The sequence below is a fragment of the Finegoldia sp. P2-F-LR genome (assembly GCF_052932265.1).
The window spans coordinates 74,081-96,169 of the sequence record NZ_JBRFJF010000003.1 but is presented as its reverse complement, the minus strand read 5'-3'; the positions used below and the strand labels follow the sequence as shown (position 1 = coordinate 96,169).

The 22,089-nt window shown below is 29.2% G+C and carries 10 protein-coding genes; all 10 read left to right on the top strand.

Annotated features, from left to right (window positions below; genetic code table 11):
* Nucleotides 1–6: 6 nt before the first annotated feature.
* Nucleotides 7–2,973, top strand: a complete 2,967-nt coding sequence (locus ACU68W_RS02730) for a C40 family peptidase (RefSeq protein ID WP_019117237.1) — start codon at nt 7–9, stop codon at nt 2,971–2,973.
* Between the two features lie 20 nt (nt 2,974–2,993).
* Entirely contained in the window at nt 2,994–3,251 is a 258-nt protein-coding gene (locus ACU68W_RS02725; protein ID WP_004837916.1) for a hypothetical protein, read from the top strand.
* Nucleotides 3,248–5,602, top strand: coding sequence for a leucine-rich repeat protein (locus tag ACU68W_RS02720; RefSeq protein WP_116479662.1), 2,355 nt, complete (start codon nt 3,248–3,250; stop codon nt 5,600–5,602). The genes ACU68W_RS02725 and ACU68W_RS02720 overlap by 4 nt, the downstream gene beginning before the upstream one ends.
* A 15-nt stretch (nt 5,603–5,617) precedes the next feature.
* A complete protein-coding gene (locus ACU68W_RS02715; RefSeq protein WP_019132978.1) occupies nt 5,618–6,496 on the top strand; it encodes a CD1107 family mobile element protein in 879 nt (292 codons plus the stop codon).
* A gap of 426 nt (nt 6,497–6,922) precedes the next feature.
* A complete protein-coding gene (locus ACU68W_RS02710) occupies nt 6,923–8,629 on the top strand; it encodes a DNA topoisomerase 3 (protein WP_019117159.1) in 1,707 nt (568 codons plus the stop codon).
* 278 nt (nt 8,630–8,907) lie between these two features.
* On the top strand, nt 8,908–9,240 hold the full coding sequence (locus tag ACU68W_RS02705) for a type III toxin-antitoxin system ToxN/AbiQ family toxin (RefSeq protein ID WP_008901382.1): 333 nt from the start codon (nt 8,908–8,910) through the stop codon (nt 9,238–9,240).
* Nucleotides 9,237–9,467 carry a type III toxin-antitoxin system ToxN/AbiQ family toxin gene (locus ACU68W_RS02700; RefSeq protein WP_008901383.1) on the top strand — a complete coding sequence of 77 codons (231 nt, stop codon included), beginning with the start codon at nt 9,237–9,239 and terminating at the stop codon, nt 9,465–9,467. Before ACU68W_RS02705 ends, ACU68W_RS02700 begins: the two co-directional genes overlap by 4 nt.
* Before the next feature lie 1,029 nt (nt 9,468–10,496).
* On the top strand, nt 10,497–10,955 hold the full coding sequence (locus ACU68W_RS02695) for a TnpV protein (RefSeq protein WP_079392108.1): 459 nt from the start codon (nt 10,497–10,499) through the stop codon (nt 10,953–10,955).
* A 1,262-nt stretch (nt 10,956–12,217) separates the two neighbouring features.
* Entirely contained in the window at nt 12,218–20,584 is an 8,367-nt protein-coding gene (locus ACU68W_RS02690) for an SNF2-related protein (protein WP_446756105.1), read from the top strand.
* 33 nt (nt 20,585–20,617) lie between these two features.
* Nucleotides 20,618–21,760, top strand: a complete 1,143-nt coding sequence (locus tag ACU68W_RS02685; RefSeq protein WP_022620871.1) for a hypothetical protein — start codon at nt 20,618–20,620, stop codon at nt 21,758–21,760.
* Nucleotides 21,761–22,089 lie beyond the last annotated feature (329 nt).

Here is a 22,089-nt window from a genome sequence, read left to right as displayed (position 1 = left end):
GTATATATGAAAAAGAAAGGGAAAGTAAACCCAAGAGATGTACCAAAGACCAAACTTATATCAGAAAAGAAAGAAGAAAGCAATGAAAAATTCAGTAGTACAGAGAGAAAATCAGATTTTTCAAAAAAAGAAATTAATAAAGTAAAAAGCAGGAATAACATAGACAATAATGATGAAAACTCTAAGTATTATTCATCTCATTTGCAAGAAAATAGTCAGGATTTACTCAACGAAAAAGATAAGTCAAATAGAGGAAGAAGACAAAGAAAAAACCATGAGGAAAAATTTGCAGAAGCCTCCTATCATAATGAATATCAGCCAGAATATTCGCAACAGCAGCATAGAAAAATGGAAGAAAATGAGGAAAGTAGATATGGTGAATATTACGGGCAAGAAACAGAATACAGGCTAAGTAACTTTAAAGAAGATTTTAATGATAGACCAAATTCAACTAGCTCTAATTTAAAAAGTAGCACTTCTCCCCAAAAAAATTACAAGGGGAATAGTAATTTAAAATGGAAGAAAAACGTTGAGAGTGAAAGTTTTAATGGAGTGCAAGAGAAAAAAATAAGGAGATTTAGAAAAGAAGAAGATAAGGATTTTAATATAGAGGTAAGTTCAACATATGATCCCTTATCGCAGGACTCAGATAATGATGGTGTCATAGATCGCTATGACATGAACTTTAGTGATAGCAATGTATCATATAGGGACACAAGAGATGACTATAAGTATTTACCATCTTCTGATGTGCAAAGAAAAAATTGGGATGGTTATTCTATTCTTGGTGAGAAAGGGAAAGAAAGCTTTCAAAAAAACACCTTTAAAAAACTTTATCAATCTCAAAGTCAGTTTAAGGATAAAGGGGAAAAAGTAGAATTAAAATCTTTAAATGGGAAGTTTAGAAGAAAATATCTATCATATAAGGCAAATGAAGAAGATAAAAAAATAATTCAAGACCTGAATACTAATAAAAAACAAAATAGCAAATATTTCAAAGGCAAAGTTAGAAATTTAGAAGAAAAAGATATGCTAATGGGTAAGGTTTCTAGTGGGAAATTTAGACAGGATAGCCTATCTGAAGGATTCAAAAGTGAATCTGAAAAAAATAAAGATAAATATAATATAAATAAAAAGAATCAAGAAAAAATAGGCACGAAAAAAGAAATCTTCAAACAGGAAAAAAACGTAATAAAAAATGAGAATCTTGAAGTAGATGAACTTGATTTAAATCATAGTGGAATTTCTAATAAAAACAAGGGAAAGAAAAGACAAATAAAAGACGCTTTTGATAATACTATAAAGAAAAGCAACTTTGATCCAAAGAAAGAATACACCAGGACAAAAAAAGAAGTACAGGATTCTAAAAATGTATCTGAAGAAAATAAGGTAGATACAAAAAATAAAACTAAATTCCATTCTAAAAAAGATAACAAAAGTGAAAAAGATAAGTTTTATAAAAAGGAAGATAAAATATCAAAACTATATGAGAAAAAGAATAAAAAAGAAAAAGAGTTAATTAAGTATAAGAAAAAGTCAAAAAAAGCGGGTTTAGAAAAACCTATTACTTTTGCGAGTGCTATGACGGCAAACTATCTATATAGTGGGAAAGATGATAATGCAGGTGTTAACGCTGCTTATAAGCTTAGTAGAACTACCGAAGTTGTAGGTAGAGAAATTAGCCATTTTAGAAGAAAAAAACCTTTAAAAACTCAAAGAAAAATAAAATCTTTAGAAGGAAAAATTTATAAGAAAGAAAGTAAACTTCTATTTCAAAGAAATTTTGAAGAATTGAAGAAGACTAAAGCTTATCAAAACTCTAATAAACTGAATCGATTTTTTATGAAAAAGAAGTTTCAGAGAGATTTTAGGAAGAAACACGGGGAAGGTTTAGTAAATAGAGTAAAGAAATCTTTCGCTAATATTGGAAAGAAAACATTGGAAGCTTTAAAAAACAAAGGATATAAGCAAATTTTAATTGCCCTTTGTATTTTAGGACTTTTTTTTATGCTATTTCAAGGAATTAGCAATGTTGGCAGTCTTACTTCAGGATTAACAAGTAATGTTATAGCTACAAGCTATCTATCAAAAGAAGAAGTTTTAATGGATATTAACAATGAATTTACAAGTTATGAATATGCCTTACAAGATGAAATAGATAGTATTAAAGAAAATTATCCAAATTATGATGAATATCATATAAAAGGAGATTCTGTTGGTCATGACCTACACGAGCTTTTTAGCTATTTAACAGCAAGATATGGAGAGATTAAGTCAGCTGAAGAGATACAAAAGGAATTAAAAAAGCTATTTAATCAAATGTATGAGAAAAAATATACTTCAAAGTCTATTACAAAATATGACAGTGAAGGAAATCCATACACCTATAGAATTCTAACATTAACTATAAAAAAGAAAAGTATTGATGAAATAGCAAGAGAAGAATTTGCAAACTATGAAACAAATATGGCTCATTATTTAGCATTACTTGATAGTCAGGGAAATATGAGTGGATATTTTGGATCAAGCTATGGGAACTTGGGAGAGATTATAGACAATCCAAACTTTGGAAATCCCGGTCTTGCTTTTGATTCTGAAACTGCCAAAGCCTTATTTAATGAAGCAGAAAAACATATAGGTAAAAGATATGTGTTTGGAGCAAGTGGACCATCTAACTTTGACTGTTCAGGTTTTGTATGTTGGTCATTTACAAAGTCTGGTGTAAAGAGAATGCCAAGAACTACAGCTTGGCTTATTTATAAAAACTATTGTAATCCAATATCTCCAAGCGAGGCAAAACCTGGGGATATTATTTTCTTTAAAGGCACATATAATTCCGGTACGCCAATTTCTCACGTAGGGATATATGCCGGAAATGGAATGATGCTCCATGCAGGAGATCCTATCCAATATACCAGTATAAACTCAAGATATTGGAAAAATCACTTTTATTCCTTTGGTAGACCAAAATAAGGGGGAAGGAGTAAAAATCTATGAATAAAAAATTAATCAGAAACATAGAAAAACAGAAGAATTTAAGAAAGAAAAAAGAAGAAATTGAAATAGAACTTCAGTTATTAGTAGAGGAACAAGAAGAAATAGAAAATTTAGAGGTCATCAAGGAATTTCGAAGTCAAAAAATATCTCTTGATGAATTTTTATTTATTGTTAGAAAAAATAAGGAAGAAGAAAATAGAGAAAGACAAGAACTTAAAAGAAAAGATACAAATGAAAGTGAGGAAAATTTATGAAAAAAATAACAAGTGGAATTTTAGCTGTGATAATGCTACTTGTAAGTCTAGTGAATATAGTGGCTGTAAGTCCTGTATATGCAAGTACAGATTATAAGGTAGAGTGGACGGAAGATGATTTTATGTATTCCTCTGAGGGAAATATAATTGCCTTTAGTGATAAGGGCTTAGAAAAGAAAGAAAAGACAAATGTTCTAGTATTTCCTGAAGGAACAAAATCTATAAATGGAAATTATTCTTTAAGTCATTTAAACGATGAACTTAGATATAAAAGAGAATTTGGACGTGGCAAACATTGGGATAAAGTAATTATTCCTGATTCTGTTAAGCATTTAGGCTATGCTGCCTTTTACGATGCAAGTATAGACGAGGTAAAACTATCAAATAGGCTAACTTATCTTGGTGGTTTAGCATTTTTTAATTGTGGACTTAGAGAAGTGACTTTACCTGATACTTTGGTAAATATTGAACATAATGCTTTTGAAAGAAATAACCTTCAAGAAATAACTATACCGAAGTCTGTAAAGACAATTGAACAATACGCTTTTTCAAGAAATAAATTGCACACTATAAAAGTTTTAGGCAATCCAAACATTAACAGTAAAGGAGTATTCCATAATCAAGATGTTGAATATAGACCAAAACAAAATCCATTTTACGAAAATCATTTTGGTTTCAACGGAAATCAAGGATTCAAATCTATTCCTAATGGATTAAGGTTTGAAAATGGAGAGTTTGTCTTTGATAAGAACGTAGATAGTGTAGAACTTGAATTTGATTATAACAATGATATGTATCAAGGAAAGATGACTATATACAATCCAAATAAATATTCCATTGATACTCAAACTGATTTGACAGGACAAGATATTGATGAAAAGGACAATAAGATTGATGATTTAACTAAAAACATTAAGGACTTAGAAAATCAGATCAAAGACTTAAATGATAAGAAACAAGAAGATCAATCAAAGATAGATGAGTTAAAGGAAAAGTTAGAATCTTGCAAAGATAATGGAGAGAAACTAAAACAAGAAAAAGCTAGGCTAGAAGAAGAAATTAGAGATAAAGACAATAAGATTGCTCAATTGAATAAAGAAATTGAGGATCTTAAAAATTCTAACAATGATGAACTAATAGCAGAAATTACTCAGCTTAAAGATGAACTAAAAAGATTACAAGATGAAAATGCAAAACTAAAAGAAGATTATTCATCTACAAAATGGGAGTTAGAAGCTGAGAAAGAAAAGACCGATAAAAACGAAAATAAAATCAAAGAAATGCAAGAAAAGCTCGAGTCTTTAGAAGGAGAACTAGCAAAGAAGACTAAAGAAATTGAGGATAAAGATAATAAAATTAAGGACTTAGAAAAAGCTCTTGATGAAAAAGATACTAAGATAAAAGACCTCGAGTCTAAAAAGAAAGAAACAGAAAATTCTAAGTCAGAATGCTGTAAGAAAATTGAAGAGCTTCAAAAGGCTATTGATAGTTTAAAAGAATCTTCTGAAAATACAAAAAAAGAATTAGAAGAGAAGATTAAAGGGTTAGAAGAAAAACAAAAAGCTTCTGAAGAAGAAATTAAAAAGCTAAAAGAAGAGTTAGATAAGAAAATTGAAGAAGCAAAGAAGTTAATCGAGGAAGCAAATAAAAAAGCAAAAGAAGAACTTGAGAAACAAGCTAAAGATGAAAAAGACAAAAATTTAAACCAAGACTTATCCAAGAAATTAGATGAAATTCTAAAACTCCAAAAAGAAAATAAAGAGAAGAAAGAAGACAAGAAATCTCAAGATAAAAAGTTGGACGAACTTTTGAAAGCTGATGACAAGAATATCCTAAATCAATTTGATCTTAACAAAATGAAAGAGCAAGAAAACCAACAAGGCAAAAAACAAGTTAAAGATGAAAAAGAATTTGCAGTTTTCCAAGTAGACAAAAACTTTTATAACATTATAAAAGATGGAAAGAAAACTACTGTGTATATGGATGTAAAAGCATATATTAAGGATAATCGCATTATGCTACCTGTTAGATATGCAGCTTATACTCTTGGGTTTAATGTAGAATATGATGATAGTAAGAGAGAGGCTATCTTTTCAAATAAAGAAAATACAGCCTTACCTAAAAAAACTCTAAGATTAAATATAGATACTGGTGTTATGAAAGATAGTCAAGGAAACATTTATCATTCTGACACTAAACCTGTAATTATAAATGGAAGAATTCACGCATCTATTTCCAATATAGCTAAAGCTTTTAATGCAAGCTGTGGGGATATAAGAGATGAAAAAGATCAAAGTATAGAATGGGATAATAGCAGAAAGGCAGTTTATGTCTTCAAGAATATAAAGTAAGAAAAGGAGAGAATTATGAAGAAAAAAAGATTAGGGGTAGCCTTAGTGCTACTCCTTTTACTATTCAGTATGCCAAGCATATCCATAGCTAAGAGCAATGAAAATGAAATAAAAAATCAGTCAAATGATATTTATTTGCCAGAAAAAAGTAAAGAATTAGAAAGCTTATTTGATGAAGATGTATATGAACCATCTAATGAGAGTCAAAAAATTCCTTATCAGGAAGTGCCGAAAATACAAGAAAATAACATAAAAAATGAGCAAGTAGATAAAAAAGAAAAGCCATCTAAACTTGTTAAAGGTGGCAATACTAAAGCAATTAATCCATTAGCTACAAAAGAAAATAAGGCAAGAGGAACAGTTATAGAAAATGTAGATAAAAATGGACAGGATATTACACCGAAAGTAGAAGATCAAACATCAAGAGATGAAAAAAAGGAAAATCCAATAGATGTTAGACAATTTTTAACCTTTCAAACAAAGAGTGGAAAAACTATGCACCTCATTGTAGATCATTCGGAAAATCAAGAAAATGTACAATTACTAACAGAAGTTGGAGAACAAGATCTACTAAATATGATTGAAGGAGAAAGTGAAGTAAAGCCAAAAGAAGAAGTAGTGAAAAAAGAAGAACCGGTGGAGGAAAAACCGAAGAAAGAGGAGAAAGAAGAAAAGAAATCAGGGATAGGACTTTATTTATTTATGGGTTTAATTATTGTTGGTGTAATGGGTGCAGGATATTACTTCAAAATCTATAAAAAAAATGAAGAAGCAAGTTTTGAAGATGAGCAAGATTATAATGAATTAGAAGATGATTATGAATCTGAAGGGGAGGATTATGATCTTGAAGATAAGGAAGATACAGAAATTATTCCAGATGAAGATGAATTTTAATCTTCTCAATGATTTAAGCAGTAGATTAAGGACAACAATAAAATTAATTATCGTGTAAATTTATAAACATACGATAGAAAAGTACAATTAGAATTCTGGAACTTTAATAAAAAACGATGAACAAAACGACAGCACAAACTTAATATATAAGTAAAGCTAAGTTGAAATGATTGATTGTATAATTAAGAATTTGATATAGATAAAATCATAAGTTTAATGAGAATGCTAAAAACGGATCAAGCTTTTTTATACGGATGGAATTCTTATTCGAAGAAAAATCTTTATGCTAGAGACATAAAGTTTGAAGATGTAATAGATAATGGAATAAATATTATAGAAAAAATAAAAAATCGGTAGAGCTATAAAAAGATGAGGGATTGAAAATTTAATCTCTCATTTTTTTATTAAAAAATTAAAGGAGGAAAAATGAAATTAGTAATCGCAGAAAAACCAAGTGTTGCAGCATCAATAGCAAAAGTTATAGGAGCAAAAAATAGAAATAATGGATATTATGAGGGGAATGGATACATTGTTTCATGGTGTGTTGGGCATTTAGTACAAATGGCAAATCCTGATGTGTATGATGAAAGATATAAGAAGTGGAGAATTGAAGATTTACCTATTATCCCAAAAGAATACAAGTATGAGGTAACGAAGACAACTAAAAAACAGTTTAATATTCTTAAAAGACTAATGAATAGTAATGAAGTTGACACCATTATTAATGCTTGTGATGCTGGTAGAGAAGGAGAAGCTATCTTTAGACTTGTATATATGATGGCAAATTGTAAGAAGAAAATGAAACGTCTTTGGATTTCCTCAATGGAAGACTCTTCCATAAAAGAAGGATTTAGCAACTTAAAAGATGGAAGTAATTATGATAATCTTTTTGATTCAGCTAAGGCTCGTGCCATAGCTGATTGGCTTGTTGGAATGAACATAAGTAGACTTTACTCCTGTCTATATAATGAAAATTATAGTGTAGGCAGAGTACAAACACCAACTTTATCAATGATTGTGAATAGAGATGATGAGATAAATAGTTTTAAAAAAGAAAAATATTATACAGTGGAGATTTCCATGAATGGATTTACACTTTCGACAGATAGAATTGATGACAAGATAGTGGCAGAGCAGCTTAAAAATTTAATCGGAGAAAAAATTGAAATAACCGATGTAATTAAAAAAGAAAAGATTACAAAGCCTAATCTGCCCTTTGACCTAACAACACTTCAAAGAGAATGTAATAAGTATTTTGGATACAGTGCAAAACAAACCCTAGATTATGCCCAAAGCCTGTATGAAAAGAAGTATATTACCTATCCACGAACAGATTCAAGATATTTGACAGTAGACATGATAGAAAGCACTGTAAATAATATTATAGGAAAAAATGATTTTGACACAGAAAGAATTAAGGTAGTTTTTAATTCTGAGAAAGTTACAGATCATCATGCAATAATTCCAACGATAAGTTCATTAAATAAGGATATTTCAAATCTCCCGGAAAGCGAAGCCAAAGTATATAGACTTATAACAAATAAACTCTATGCAAGTTTTGGATATCCACTTGTAGAAAATACAACAAAGATAGTGGCTGAATTTGACGGGTTTGAATTTATAAACACTTATAAAATAATTGCAGAAGAAGGGTTTACAAAATATTTAGAAGAATATACATCAAAGAAGAAAGAAGATATACAACTTCCTGATGTAAAAATAGGAGATTTTTTATATATTGAAAATAAAGATATAAAAGAGAAGTATACAAATCCACCTAAACACTTCACTGAAGACACACTCTTAAAAGCAATGGAAATAGCTGGAAATGATGAATTAGTTAAGGATGTTGAAATTGAAAGAAAAGGACTTGGTACTCCTGCTACAAGAGCGGGAATAATAGAAAATTTGATATACAAAGGTTATATAAAAAGAGAAAAGAAAAACCTAATATCAACTAGGAAGGGATTAAACCTAGTTACTATAGTTATAGATGAGTTTAAATCTCCAAAGACAACAGCAAAATGGGAAATGAGATTAAGTGATATAGCAAAGGGTAAGGAAAATAAAGAGAATTTTTTAAAAGAAATTGAAGAAGAAATAAAAAATACTATAGGTAAATATTATAAGTAAATTGATTATAAAAAATTGAATACGGTTATAGGAATGAAGAAAGGAGTGATTTATGAAAGAAATAGGGTATAATATAAGTGATAAAAGAGTAGGCATTAGGAAATTTACTTATTTGATATTACTATGAATATATGTTATACTCTTATCAGATAAAGATGGTGTCCCACTACCGTTAAAGGTGGAGCATTAAAGAAGGTGTCTCACTACCTATATCCCAAAGGTGAAGCATTAAAGCAAGCAGAGAGGATTAAACCTCTCTGTTTTTTTAGGAGAAAATAATGGTAGAAGTTATAAAATATGGATTTTATACTGTAAACTCTGATTACCTTGAATATCTAAATAAAGTAGATTCAGAAGTTTATTACAACCCATCGTATAGAAACAGTATAAAACCATTTGTTGGAATTATTGTTGGTATAGAAAATTATAATTATTTTATTCCAATTTCTTCTGCAAAGGAAAAACATAAAAAATGGAAGAATGTTTCTGATGAGCATTTTTTGATTTATGAAGTGATCGATAATAGTATTACTATAGATGGAGATATCTACAAATATTATTCTGATAGAAAAAAATGCACATATTATCTATATTGGATATTAAGAAAATGATTCCTGTACCGACTGATTGTTATGAAAGAATTGATTTTAACGAACTTGAGGATATTAGATATAAAGACTTATTTCAAAAAGAATACGCTTTTTGTTTAAAAATAAAAACAAAGGTCTTGATAAAGGTAGAAAAAATATACAAAAATCAAAAGAAAACAGGAATTATAAGAAGAGCAAATTGCAATTTTTCAAAGTTAGAAAAAGCAATGTTGGATTGGAAGCAATAGAATAAAGGCAGTTAAAGCGATTAGAAAAGTAAAAAATTCCAATCGTTTTTTTATTGCAATAAAAAGATAGCGTAAATGACATTTTAAAGTTATCTTTTGCTTACAGAAATTTAAAAAATAGAAAGAAATAAAGTTTAATAAATAAATATATAAAAATTTAGTTCATTTTTATCACTATAATGAGGAGGGATAAAATGCCAAGATATGATATAGTAGATTTAAGTAGAACAATCTATCTTGCAAAAGAAGAATTTAAGAAAGATATAAAAAAATATGAGGAATATTTAAAGGTATCAGGCAATAACTATAAGTATCCATATATACATCAAATATCTATATACAATATGGATCCAAAAGCAACAGCCTGTGCAGAATTTGATTATTGGAAAAGTATAGGTAGAAGCGTTAAAAGAGGCGAAAAAGGAATACCACTTTTAGATATAGATAGTGGAAGGATAAAATATATCTTCGACATAAGGCAAACAGTAAGTATTAATCATAATATTTCTGAGGTAAAGTTATGGAAATATGATAGCAAAAAGCATTTAAACTTACTAGATGAAATGATAGATAAGTTTAAAGAAAAAGATAGTAAGCTTCTATTAAGCCAAGAAGATAAAATTGCTGCCTTAGTAGAAAGTAATGTTAGAGGAAAATTCAATAAAATTTTAGAAAGTCTATCTGATGAAAGTTTAAAAAGCATTCAAAAGGTAGACCTTTTTAATTTGTTAAAAGAATCCGTAAAAATTTCTATAAGCGAGAGAATGGAGGTCTCATATCAGCTAAAAGAAGAAAACTTATCTTTACTGTCTAAAATATCAAGTTCGGACATAGACAAAGTATTAAGTATAAGTGCTAATATAAGTAAAAATATCTTACTTGATTTGGGAAGTGAAATAAAAAGATTAGAAATTTTAGAGAAAATTCAAGAAAGAAAAGATTTGGAGCAGACAAAAGAGCTTAAGGAGCGTTATAATAAATTAAGTTCTGATATAAACGGTGAAATAAATTTTAAAGGAGGCTTGGAAGATGAAAGAGAAATTAACATTGGCAGGCAAGGAATACCTCATGGAGGAGGGGATTTACACACCAATCGTCAAGGAGAATTCCTTCGAGAGACAGGGAGGGACATACAAGATGGAAGAATTGGAGGAAGGCATGGAAGTCCTAATACCCAATATGGCAATTCCCAAGGAAATAGATTTAAAGAAACTCAACAGATGGGGAAGGATGAGATTGAACTTTCTCAAGGAGAACAAAGAAGAGGATTATCAGATAATGTATTTGCAAGGGACATTGATGGATCATCTTCTATCAAAGGAAAAAGAGATAGAGGACTTTATCACGAGGGAAGAAGTCAAAATGATGGAAACTTGGGGTCTGACAGAAGAACTGAAAGAAGAGGACTATCTGAAATATCTGAGATTGAAGAAGAACATGGATATGACCCTACAAGAAATAGGGGAAAGGGAGATAATCCTAATCTAAAAAATGAGGAAGTAGAGTCTACTTCCTTTTTTTCTGCTAAAAATCATGGAGAGCAAATATCCTTCTCAAATCCAATAAGTCAAAGAGAAATAGATACATTTTTAATACATGGAGGAAATCATGAAGATGGAAGATTAGCAGTAATAGCAGAATTTTCTAAGGGTAAATCTTTAGAAGAACAGGCAAACTTTTTGAAAGAAATATATAGGGGAGCCAATGGTCTTGAAATTGAAGGAAGAAAGATATCTGCATGGTTTGGAAAGGAAGGAGCAATTTTTAAAGATGGAGATGAGGCAAGATATAGAGAAGGGCAAATAGTTTCTTGGAAAGATTTAGCTAATAATATTAATAATTTATTAGATAGAGGAGAATTTGCTAGCAATGTTGAGATTGTAGAAAGTGCGACATATGAAAGAGAAAAAATAGCAGAAAAATTATTGTATTTAAAGAGAGATCTTACTGATGAAACTAAGGATAGATATTTAGCGATTCTTAATGATATAAAAGGAAGAGGCTTCCCAGATGAAAAAGAAAATCTCGGGAAAAAACTTGAAGATAAAAATTTTATAAATAAACTCAGAAAAGAATACGAGGTATTTTTAGAAGAATATAAGATTAATCCTGATATTTTAAGATTTCATCATTATAAATTATCTAAAATCTATAATGATATCAATGATTTAGAAATAGAAAGAAAATTATATAGGTCAAATTTAAAGGATATTGCACCTATTCAGAGTTTTATAACACAAGATGAAATAGATGAAAGCCTAAAAAGAGGAAGCGGGTTTTCTGATGGAAAGAAAAGAATATATGAATTTTTTACTGAAAAGCATGATTTAAAAGAACAAGCAGATTTCTTGAAAAATGAATATGGCGTAGGTGGAAGTTCTCATGCACTATCTGCTGCAAGAGAAAGTGGTGAGTGGCACGATGCGAAGGGAATAAAATATAATAAAGGTAATGCAAAAGAAATACTACTATCTTGGTCTAATGTTGCAAGAAGAATTAATGACCTTATTAAAAAGAATAGATATATAGATGAAGAAAGTTTTGAAGAAAATAGGAAGAAAAAAACAGATCAGGAAATAAATAAAACAGAAAAAGAAAGCCAGGAGTATATAAATTATCAAGATGATTTGCCTCCAACTGATAATGATGTATATATAGAAAGAACAAATAATAGTTCTATATATTATTATCAAGGACAGTCTGTAGCAAGTATAGGTGATGATGGAAAACTTATCATTTATGATGAATTTATGCCAAACTTTTTAAAAGAAGAAATATATTCCATAGCCTTTGAAAAACAATTAGATATACCATTAGACCAGTTAGACGATGGAATTATTCTTGAGGGAATACATGACACTTTTTATATTAAAGAAAAGGAAGAAATAGAAGGAAGAGAATATTACCTTTTAGAAAGTCAAAGTCGATATGATGATATTCCAAATATTGTAGTTAATTCTAACAAAGAAGTTATAGATGATGATATAGTAAATGGTTTTGAAGAATTTAAGGAATTTTATCCTAATAAAAATAAAGAGAATATAGGTTTTGATTTAGATAGCCATAGAAAAGATGATTATTGGATAATTGAGTTTAATGAGGGTTCAAGTCTAATAGAAAAAGATTATGCAGGACAAAGGCTGACTAAAGAACTATTAGATGAAATAAGGGAAATAGATGAAAAGATAAGACTTCATAATAAGACCTTAGGAGAAGATGAATATGGGCAGATGACTGATAAGTGGGAGGGGTATTCCAAATTCTATTTTAACCATATAGTAGATGGGAAAATAGTTGATCACTATAAGATAGACATAGGTGATGGAAATGAGATCAACCAAAGAGACTTTGAATTTCTTTATGAACAAATAGGAAAAAGTCAGATAGAACTTAATCAAACTATAGAAGGAAATAAGATAGATGAAAAAATAATTTCAATAAATCAAATTGAAGATAGAATTTTTGATGTATTAGTTAAGGATAAAGTTTTAGAAAATGAAATTATAAAGGCAAGAGAAAACTTAGGAAATAATACCTTAGCAAGTTTTAACTCTGTATTCCAAAGAGAATATGTAAAAATCATGAGAGAAGTTGCCGATAAACAGGGAAATCTTCCGGATGATATGAAGGCAATAGATAAGGTTAAAGAATTAGCTATTAGAATAGAAAATAGATATAGAGAATATTTAAATAATTCACATGAAAACAATATAGAAGATGATAAGGAGATACTCTCTATAAAAGTGGGAGATATAGTTAGAACAGAGGATAATAAATATTTAAAAATAAAAGATATTTCCAGTGGATATGATAATAACCATAATCAAATAATATATTATTCATATGATGCCTATTTTGATAAGGACTTAAAACTATTCTCACATTCCTTTAAAGAAAGCGATTTAAAAGCTTTAGAAGTATTAAGAAATGAAGTAGAAGAAAAATTAACAAAAGAGATTGTAGAAGATAAAATAGCAGTAAAAGTAGGATTTTATTATGCTTTAGTAGATAAATATAAAACAAAGGATATAGAATTAGAAGAAACAGGAATTAGAGTTTATCCAAGAAAGGAAAACTCACAAGGAAAGATCTATACTTTATATAAAGGGAAATCTTTTGAAGATAGCAAAAAAATAGACAGTTTGTTTGATGAAATTACTGCCAAAATGAAAGAAGCAAATCTTACAAATTTAAATGATGTATTAGAATTGGAAAGGGAAGGTTTATTTGAAATTACTGATGATAAAGTTACAAAATTTGAGGAAGGCTATGATATAGATGTTCAAAGCTTTAATCAGCAATTTCCAGATTATTATAATGATATATATGTTTTTAATAAAAATCTTGAAATCAATGGAGCATATCAAAATTTAGCACATATAAATGAAGAAAATAAAATCACTTTTAATATAAATTTATCGCAAGAAGAAAAATCCAAAATTGAAGAAATAAGAGATAAGAAACAAGTTCTTTCCATGTTAATAGATAAGGATATCAAAGAAAAAAGAGAATACTATTTTGATCCTCAAGATGAAGAATACTTACTACTGTCAAAGAAAATAGAAGATGGATTATTAAAAAAACCAGAAAATATTATAGATGGAAAAGAAGGGTATAAGGTAGAGCTAATCTTAGATGTTAAGGGAAAATCTCTTAAACAAAATTTACGATACAATGGGTATATTTTAAATTCTAATCAAGCTATAAAATATAAAAGTTATAAGGACATATTAAGTAACTTACCTTATTTACTTGATGATAAACATAGAGAAGTGCTTTTAAATGGATATTTAAATCAGCAAATTGAAAATGATAGAACAAGGCAAGAAGAAAATCCATTTAAAGAAGGTATGAATGTTAGATACAAAGGAAAAGAATACACTATAACTGCCATTAACGATACTACAAGTCCTAAAACTATAGAACTAGAAGATAGCACAGGACTAATGAATGGTTTTATTACCGGAAGTGAAATAATTCTTTTTAATGACTACAAAGATCTTGATTTGGAAGTTATAAAAAAAGAGGAATTAATTCCGTTAGAAATAGAAGATTATAGTCTTTTAGGATTACCAGTTCAATTTAGAAATAAGGAATATTTAATTAAAGAAAATGAATTTAATGAAGCTGGAATGGGTAGATTAGCTTTAAGTACAATAGATAAGAGTGGTATTACTGAAGTAATATATAGTAGAGAAAGACCTGTTTCTAATATCTTTGTAAGAAAGGAAGATTTAGAAGAATATAAATCTAGTGAAAAAGATAAATTAAGTAAAAAACAATCTATCGATAAAGAGGAATTAGTAGAACAAATTAGCTTTGAAGATATTGACAATAATAACGAAGAAAAAGTTAAAAAAGACAATTCAAGGCTCTTATATAAAAGCCTTGATGTAATAAATAATAAATCTTCTCTTGTTGCTGATCAGTTTATAGTAAGTGTTGATAATGAAAAGGAAGAATTTTTAGTATATAGTTCATCTAATCCAAAAAATCATAGGGAATTTACTCTACCTTTTTCTTACCTCAAAGGAATTGACAAAATTGACGGAGATGGTAATTCATTGAAATTAACCACTCATAGAAAAGAAACTATTGATAAGAAGTTAGAAGAATATAAGGAATGGAAAGAAAATAATGATTTAATAAGGACTGATAGAGAGAATATAGAAGGTGTTTCTGAAGTTTCTTTAGAAAACTATAAAATTATTAATGAAGAAGAAATCCTACCACCTTCACAGAGATTAAAAAACAACATTGAAGCTATAAATGTCTTAAAGGCTTTAGAAAAAGAAAATAGAAGTGCAAGAAAAGATGAACAGGAAATTTTGGCAAAATATATCGGCTGGGGAGGACTTTCTGATGTATTTGATGAAGAAAAGGAAGGTCAATGGCTTGATGCAAGAAACTTTTTAAAAGAAAATCTAACTGGGGAAGAATATAATAGGGCAAGAGAATCAACCTTAACAGCTTTTTATACGCCGAAAGTAGTTATAGACGCTATCTATGAAAGTCTTTCTAATCTTGGATTTGAAATAGGAAATATATTAGAACCAAGTGCTGGGACAGGGAGATTTATAGGAAATCTACCTGAAGAAATGAAAGAGTCAAACTTTTATGGAGTTGAATTAGATAGCATTAGTGGACAAATTGCCAAAGAACTTTACCCTAATGCCAATATCCAAATAAAAGGCTTTGAAGAAACTTCTTTTTCTAATAACCTATTTGATGTGGCCATAGGAAATATTCCTTTTGGAGAATTTAAAGTAGCAGATCGTGAGTACGAAAGAAATAACTTTCTAATTCACGATTATTTTTTTGCTAAAACTTTAGATAAGGTTAGAGATGGCGGCATCATTGCCTTTATAACATCTTCAGGAACAATGGATAAAAAAAGTGAAGATGTTAGAAGATATATATCGGAAAGAGCAGAGTTTTTAGGAGCAATAAGACTGCCAAATACTACATTTAAAGGGGTAGCTGGAACAGAAGTAACTTCAGATATAATCTTTTTAAAAAAGAGAAATAGGCTATTAAAGATAGATGAAGACTGGATAAAGCTAGACAAAGATGCAAAAGGACTAATATATAATAAATACTTTGTAGATAATCCTCAGATGGTAATAGGGACTATGGAAGAAATACCGTCAAGATTTGGGACAAGCCTTGCATGTATTGAAAATAAAGATATTTCTTTAGAAGAAGGACTAAAAAAAGCCATTAAAAATATCCAAGGTAGGTATGAAGAAGCTCAAATAAATGATGATTTAGGAGAAGAAACAATACCAGCTGATGATAGTGTTAAAAACTATTCTTTTGCTTTAGTGGATGATGAAATATATTTTAGAGAAAATTCAATTATGCAAAGAATATCCTTAAACCAAAAGGATAAAGATAAGGTAAAAAAATATTTAAGATTAAATGAAAGTCTAAGGAAAGTTATAACCTATCAAAGAGAAGACTATTCAGATGAAGAGATAAAAAAAGAACAAGAAAATCTAAATAAATTCTACGATGATTTCAATAGCAAACATGGAAGACTAAATTCAAAAACCAATAAAAAGTTATTTAGAGAAGATGCCAATTTTTCTTTAATTTCAACTTTGGAAAAATTAGATAAAGAAGGCAACTTTATAGGAAAATCTGACATCTTTAACAAGAGAACTATAAAAAAAGCTGTAATAATAGATCATACAGATAGGGCAATAGATGCTCTGGTACTCTCTATTAGTCAAAAAGGTAAAATAAATTTTGATTATATGGAAGAATTGACAGGAAAAACAAGAGATAAATTAATAGAAGAATTAAAGGGAGAAATATTTTTAAATTTAGATTCCTTTGAACCTAATGATATAAATCCATTTAAGTCTGCTAATGAGCTAGGAGATTTTTCAAGACCTTACGTAAGTGCTGATGAATACTTGTCAGGAAATATAAGAGATAAAATTGAAGTTGTAGACTCTTATATTAAAAACATCGAAAAAGAGTTAGGAAAGGAAGAAAATCTAGAGGATAGTAAACTCTTAAAAAAAGAATTAGAAGAGTTACATTTTCAAAAAGCAAAGCTAGTGGAAGTAATGCCTAAAGCACTAGATGCAAGTGAGATTACAGTTAGAATGGGTGCAACATGGATACCGGAACAAGATTACAAAAAATTTATGTTTGATTTGTTGAAAACACCAGTTTCATCAAGGTGGAATATAGATATTAAGTATTCTGACTTTACAGGAGAATATAGAGTTGAAGGAAAAAGCTCTGATAGGGACAATGACCTTGCTTCTTTTACCTATGGTACAAATAGGGTAAATGCCTACAAATTGATAGAAGATACTTTAAATTTAAGAGATACTAAGGTATTTGACCAAGTAGAAGACAGTGATGGAAAGAAAAAATCTGTGCTTAATCAAAAAGAAACAATGCTTGCAAGAAGTAAGCAAGAGATGATAAAAGAAGAATTTAAAAGCTGGATATTTGATGATGTGGAAAGAAGAAATAGATTAGTAGAAGATTATAACGAAAGATTCAATTCCATAAGACAAAGGGAATATGATGGATCTAATCTTACTTTTGAAGGAATGAATCCTGAAATAGAATTAAGAGCACATCAAAAAGATGCCATAGCAAGAGGTTTGTTTGGTGGAAATACTTTACTTGCCCATGAAGTAGGAGCAGGAAAAACCTTTGAAATGATAGGTATAGCCATGGAGTCAAAAAGACTTGGTATGAGTAATAAGTCAATGTTTGTTGTTCCTAACCACATTGTAGAGCAATTTGGAAGAGAATTTAATGAACTTTATCCAGGAGCTAATGTATTATGTGCTACAGAAAAAGATTTTACACCAGATAGAAGAAAAAGATTTTGTAGTCGTATTGCTACAGGAAGTTTTGATGCTGTTATTATAGGGCACAGTCAATTTGAAAAAATTCCTATATCAAAAGAAAGACAAGAATATGAATTGCAAGGTCAAATTGATGAAATCATTGACTATATAGATGAATATAAGAGAGAAAGGGATCAAAGATTTACTGTAAAGCAATTAGAAAAAACAAAGAAAAAATTAGAGACAAAGTTAGAAAAACTAAATGCTGATTATAAGAAAGATGACGTTGTAACCTTTGAGGAACTGGGAGTAGATAAGTTATTTGTAGATGAAGCCCACGCATACAAAAACCTCTATCTATTTTCTAAAATGAGGAATGTAGCAGGAATTACTTCTACAGATTCACAAAAATCATCAGATATGCTTATGAAATGCCGCTATATGGATGAAATAACTAATAATAAAGGATTAGTATTTGCCACAGGTACACCAGTAAGCAACAGTATGGCTGAACTTTATACCATGCAGAGATATTTACAGTATGATGAATTAAAAAAGATGAAATTGCAACATTTCGATTCTTGGGCGTCTACTTTTGGAGAAACAATAACGGCAATAGAATTAAATCCTGAGGGTAATGGTTATAGGAGCAAAACCAGATTTGCAAAATTTTATAATCTTCCTGAACTTATGAATACTGTAAAAGGATTTATGGATATTAAAACAGTTGATGTTTTAAATCTTCCTACACCAATTGCCCATTATGAAACTATAAAAACAAAGCCTACCGAAGAACAAAAAGAAATTCTTGAAACTTTTTCCGAGAGAGCAGATAAGGTTCGTGATAAGCAGGTAGATGCAAGTGTTGATAATATGCTTTTGATTACAAATGACGGAAAGAAAATGGCACTTGACCAAAGGTTAATCAATCCTTTACTTTCTGATGATCCTAATAGTAAGGTGAATACCTGTATAAAAAATGTATTTAGCATTTGGGATAAATATAAAGATAAAAAATCTGCTCAATTATTATTTTGTGATATGTCTACACCAAGTAATGATTTTAATATCTATGATGATATTAAAACAAAACTTATAGATATGGGAGTACCTGAAAATGAAATAGAATTTATTCATAAGGCAAAAAACAATATGGAAAAAGACGCTATCTTTGATAAGGTAAGAAAAGGAGAAATAAGAGTCTTACTTGGTTCAACACAGAAAATGGGAGCAGGTACTAATGCCCAAGACAAACTAATTGCAATTCACGATCTTGATATACCATGGAGACCTGCTGATCTTTCTCAAAGGGCAGGCAGGATTGTTAGGCAGGGAAATGAGAATAAGGAAGTCCATATATTTAGATATGTAACAGAAAATACTTTTGATGCCTACCTATTCCAAACCTTAGAGAATAAACAAAAATATATTTCCCAAATTATGACGTCAAAGACTCCTGTAAGAGTTGCAGAAGATGTAGACGAAGCCACATTAAACTATGCCGAAATCAAAGCTCTTGCAACAGGAAATCCATTAATAAAGGAGAAGATGGACCTTGATGTTGAAGTTTCTAAACTTAAAATGCTAGAGTCCAATTTTAAATCAAATCTTTACAAGCTGGAAGATAAAGTAGTTAAATTTTATCCAAAGGAAATAGAAAGATTAAAAGAAAGGATAGAGAACTTAAAGGAAGATATTAAAAATGTTGAGCCTTATAGAGAAGTAGATAAAAATTTAAAAGAAGATAATAAATTTACCTCTCTAATTATTGACGGAAAGAAGTATATAGATAAGAAAATAGCTGGAGAGTTTTTGTTGAACAAAATTAAGGGAGTTAAAATATATAGGGAAATGGATAAAGATGGAGAAAAAATAGGTGAATATAGAAATTTTGATTTATCCATAAAATATGATTCTTTTTTCAATAAATATAACTTTATATTAAAAGGTAAGGGAGAATATAGAGGAGAGTTTGGAACAGATGGAATAGGTAATATAACAAGAATGGATAATGTATTAGATAAATTACCAGAAAGATTAGAAAATACAATTTCAAAACTAAAAGATACAGAAGAGCAATTTCAAACAACCAAAATTGAAATACAAAAGACATTTCCACAAGCTGAACTTTTAAAGGATAAGACACTAAGACTTGCAGAAGTAAATAATTTACTAGATATGGGAAAAAGTGAAAATATAAGCCAAGATAATCCATTACTAGAAGAAGTAAAGGAAGAATTGATAGACTTCCTTAACAGAGAATATGATGAAGAAAACAGGTTAGAGGACTTTGATACTATATTTCCTGACTTAACAGATATAGGAATAGCTTATACAACTACACCAGATGAAAAACATGAAATACAAGTAAGTTTAGATTTAATAAATTACAAGATGAACACCTATGTAGATAAGAACCTAATTGACAGCTTTCAATACACCTATGATCCCTTAGATGCAAGTGATTTAAAAGAGCTAGTACAGATAAAGACATCTATTGGCTTTTGGAATTTTAGTGAGCTTGTATCAGTAAATGAAGAAAAACTGAGAGAAGTAATGGGACTTGAAATAGATGATGATGGCAACTTCTATGATCCATTATCTAAAGATATGGATTTAGATGGAATAATAGATAGAAATGATGCTGACTTTAGAGATAGTAAAGTGCAGGAAATAGGAGATTTTGAAAGGAAAGAAAAAACATCTATTATGGATAAATTAAAGGAATATAAGGGAAATTTAGTAGTAAATAATAATATAAAAGAAATAAATAATAGTGAACCATGTGGCAGATAAAACTTTAAATGAGATTATTAGAGGACAAAGAATATGGAATTTGATAGAGATAGATTTAATGAATTTATTCGAGAAAATTTTTCTTTTGATGGTAATACTCAAAGAATAATCAACAATATAGTTGAATATGGAATTAAAAATTTTGCCGATTCAGAAGATAAATTAGTTGAATTTATTCAGACTACAATTGATGATCCAACAGTTGAAGAAATAAAACAATTTATTATTAGTGATGGAAAGGAAGAAGAAATAAAAGATTTAACAGATAAGAAAGATAAAAATAGAAATGGAGGAATAAAAATGAATATAAAAAAGGGAAATGTAATTGAAACTGAATTTGGGGACACTATGGTATTGGATGTGAAAGATAATCAAGCTACCTTATTTGACGGGAAGCAATTTATTTTAGCCACAAGAGTAGAGTTTAACAAAGAAAGTGGAAAGTATGAATGGGATTCTGTTAGATACGCAAGTGATATAAAAACAATAGCAAATATGGGAAATACAAATTTTGAAAGCATGAAAAATACAATAGATTTTTTAGCAGAATATAATCATAAAGAATTTGTAAAAGGTATTATATCTCTTGAAACAGGAGTAGAAAATGAAAATGTTCTTAATAATGCCTATGATAATTATATGAACGATTCAGTTATGGGTCTTATTGATGAAAAGTTTATTGAATATATAGATGAAGAAGAGTTAAAAGAAAACTTAGAAGCTAATCAAGAACAAGGAGATAAAGAAATGAAAGATATAGATAATAAAGAAAAGGATACATTAAATATAGATGGAAATATAGCAACTGATATAGAAATTAAAGATTTAAAATCAAAAGATGGAAGGGACTTTAAAGTAGCCTCCTTTTCTATTGCTGAAAATGACAAGGAAGGAAATGCAAAATTCATCAGCTGCTACGCCTATAATGACAAAATCAATCAAGTAAAAAATTTGAAAAAAGGAGATTTTGTACACCTATTTGGCAAAGAAAAGAAAAGTATGGGAAAGGATAATAAGGAATACACAAGTCTAAAAGTATACTCTGCAAAGTTATTAAAAGCTAAAGAGCATACTAAAGCAAAAGCATCAACACTAGGGAAATTAAAGGAATTTAAGACTAAAGGGGATATGAAAGTGGATGAAAAGAAGAAAAAGGATAATAGCATAGAAAGGTAAAAGATTATAGGGGGCAGGTTTTAGTCTGCTTACTGTATTGTATGATGGGGCAAGTTCCAATACTGGGGTGAAAGTCCCTAAACAGCGTATTTGTCGACGAATTCCATAGCAATCCTGAAATTTCACATGGAGATATGTGGAAGAGAGGAACGACCTGACTTGATGAACATGAATATGATATTAAGGTTGGTTAGATATGTAGATTACAGTATACTAACAGTAGCAAACAGAGTAATGGTTTTAGTAACCAAATGTATAGAAAAGAAGTTAGGATTAAAATAAATGCAACAAAATTCAAAGTTATTAAACCAACCAAGCTAAAATGTTTT

Excerpts from the sequence above, each read along its gene's own strand:
- ACU68W_RS02730 (WP_019117237.1), top strand. The coding sequence starts at position 7 with ATGAAAAAGAAAGGGAAAGTAAACCCAAGAGATGTACCAAAGACCAAA.
- ACU68W_RS02725 (WP_004837916.1), top strand. The coding sequence starts at position 2,994 with ATGAATAAAAAATTAATCAGAAACATAGAAAAACAGAAGAATTTAAGA.
- ACU68W_RS02720 (WP_116479662.1), top strand. The coding sequence starts at position 3,248 with ATGAAAAAAATAACAAGTGGAATTTTAGCTGTGATAATGCTACTTGTA.
- ACU68W_RS02715 (WP_019132978.1), top strand. The coding sequence starts at position 5,618 with ATGAAGAAAAAAAGATTAGGGGTAGCCTTAGTGCTACTCCTTTTACTA.
- ACU68W_RS02710 (WP_019117159.1), top strand. The coding sequence starts at position 6,923 with ATGAAATTAGTAATCGCAGAAAAACCAAGTGTTGCAGCATCAATAGCA.
- ACU68W_RS02705 (WP_008901382.1), top strand. The coding sequence starts at position 8,908 with ATGGTAGAAGTTATAAAATATGGATTTTATACTGTAAACTCTGATTAC.
- ACU68W_RS02700 (WP_008901383.1), top strand. The coding sequence starts at position 9,237 with ATGATTCCTGTACCGACTGATTGTTATGAAAGAATTGATTTTAACGAA.
- ACU68W_RS02695 (WP_079392108.1), top strand. The coding sequence starts at position 10,497 with ATGAAAGAGAAATTAACATTGGCAGGCAAGGAATACCTCATGGAGGAG.
- ACU68W_RS02690 (WP_446756105.1), top strand. The coding sequence starts at position 12,218 with ATGCCAAACTTTTTAAAAGAAGAAATATATTCCATAGCCTTTGAAAAA.
- ACU68W_RS02685 (WP_022620871.1), top strand. The coding sequence starts at position 20,618 with ATGGAATTTGATAGAGATAGATTTAATGAATTTATTCGAGAAAATTTT.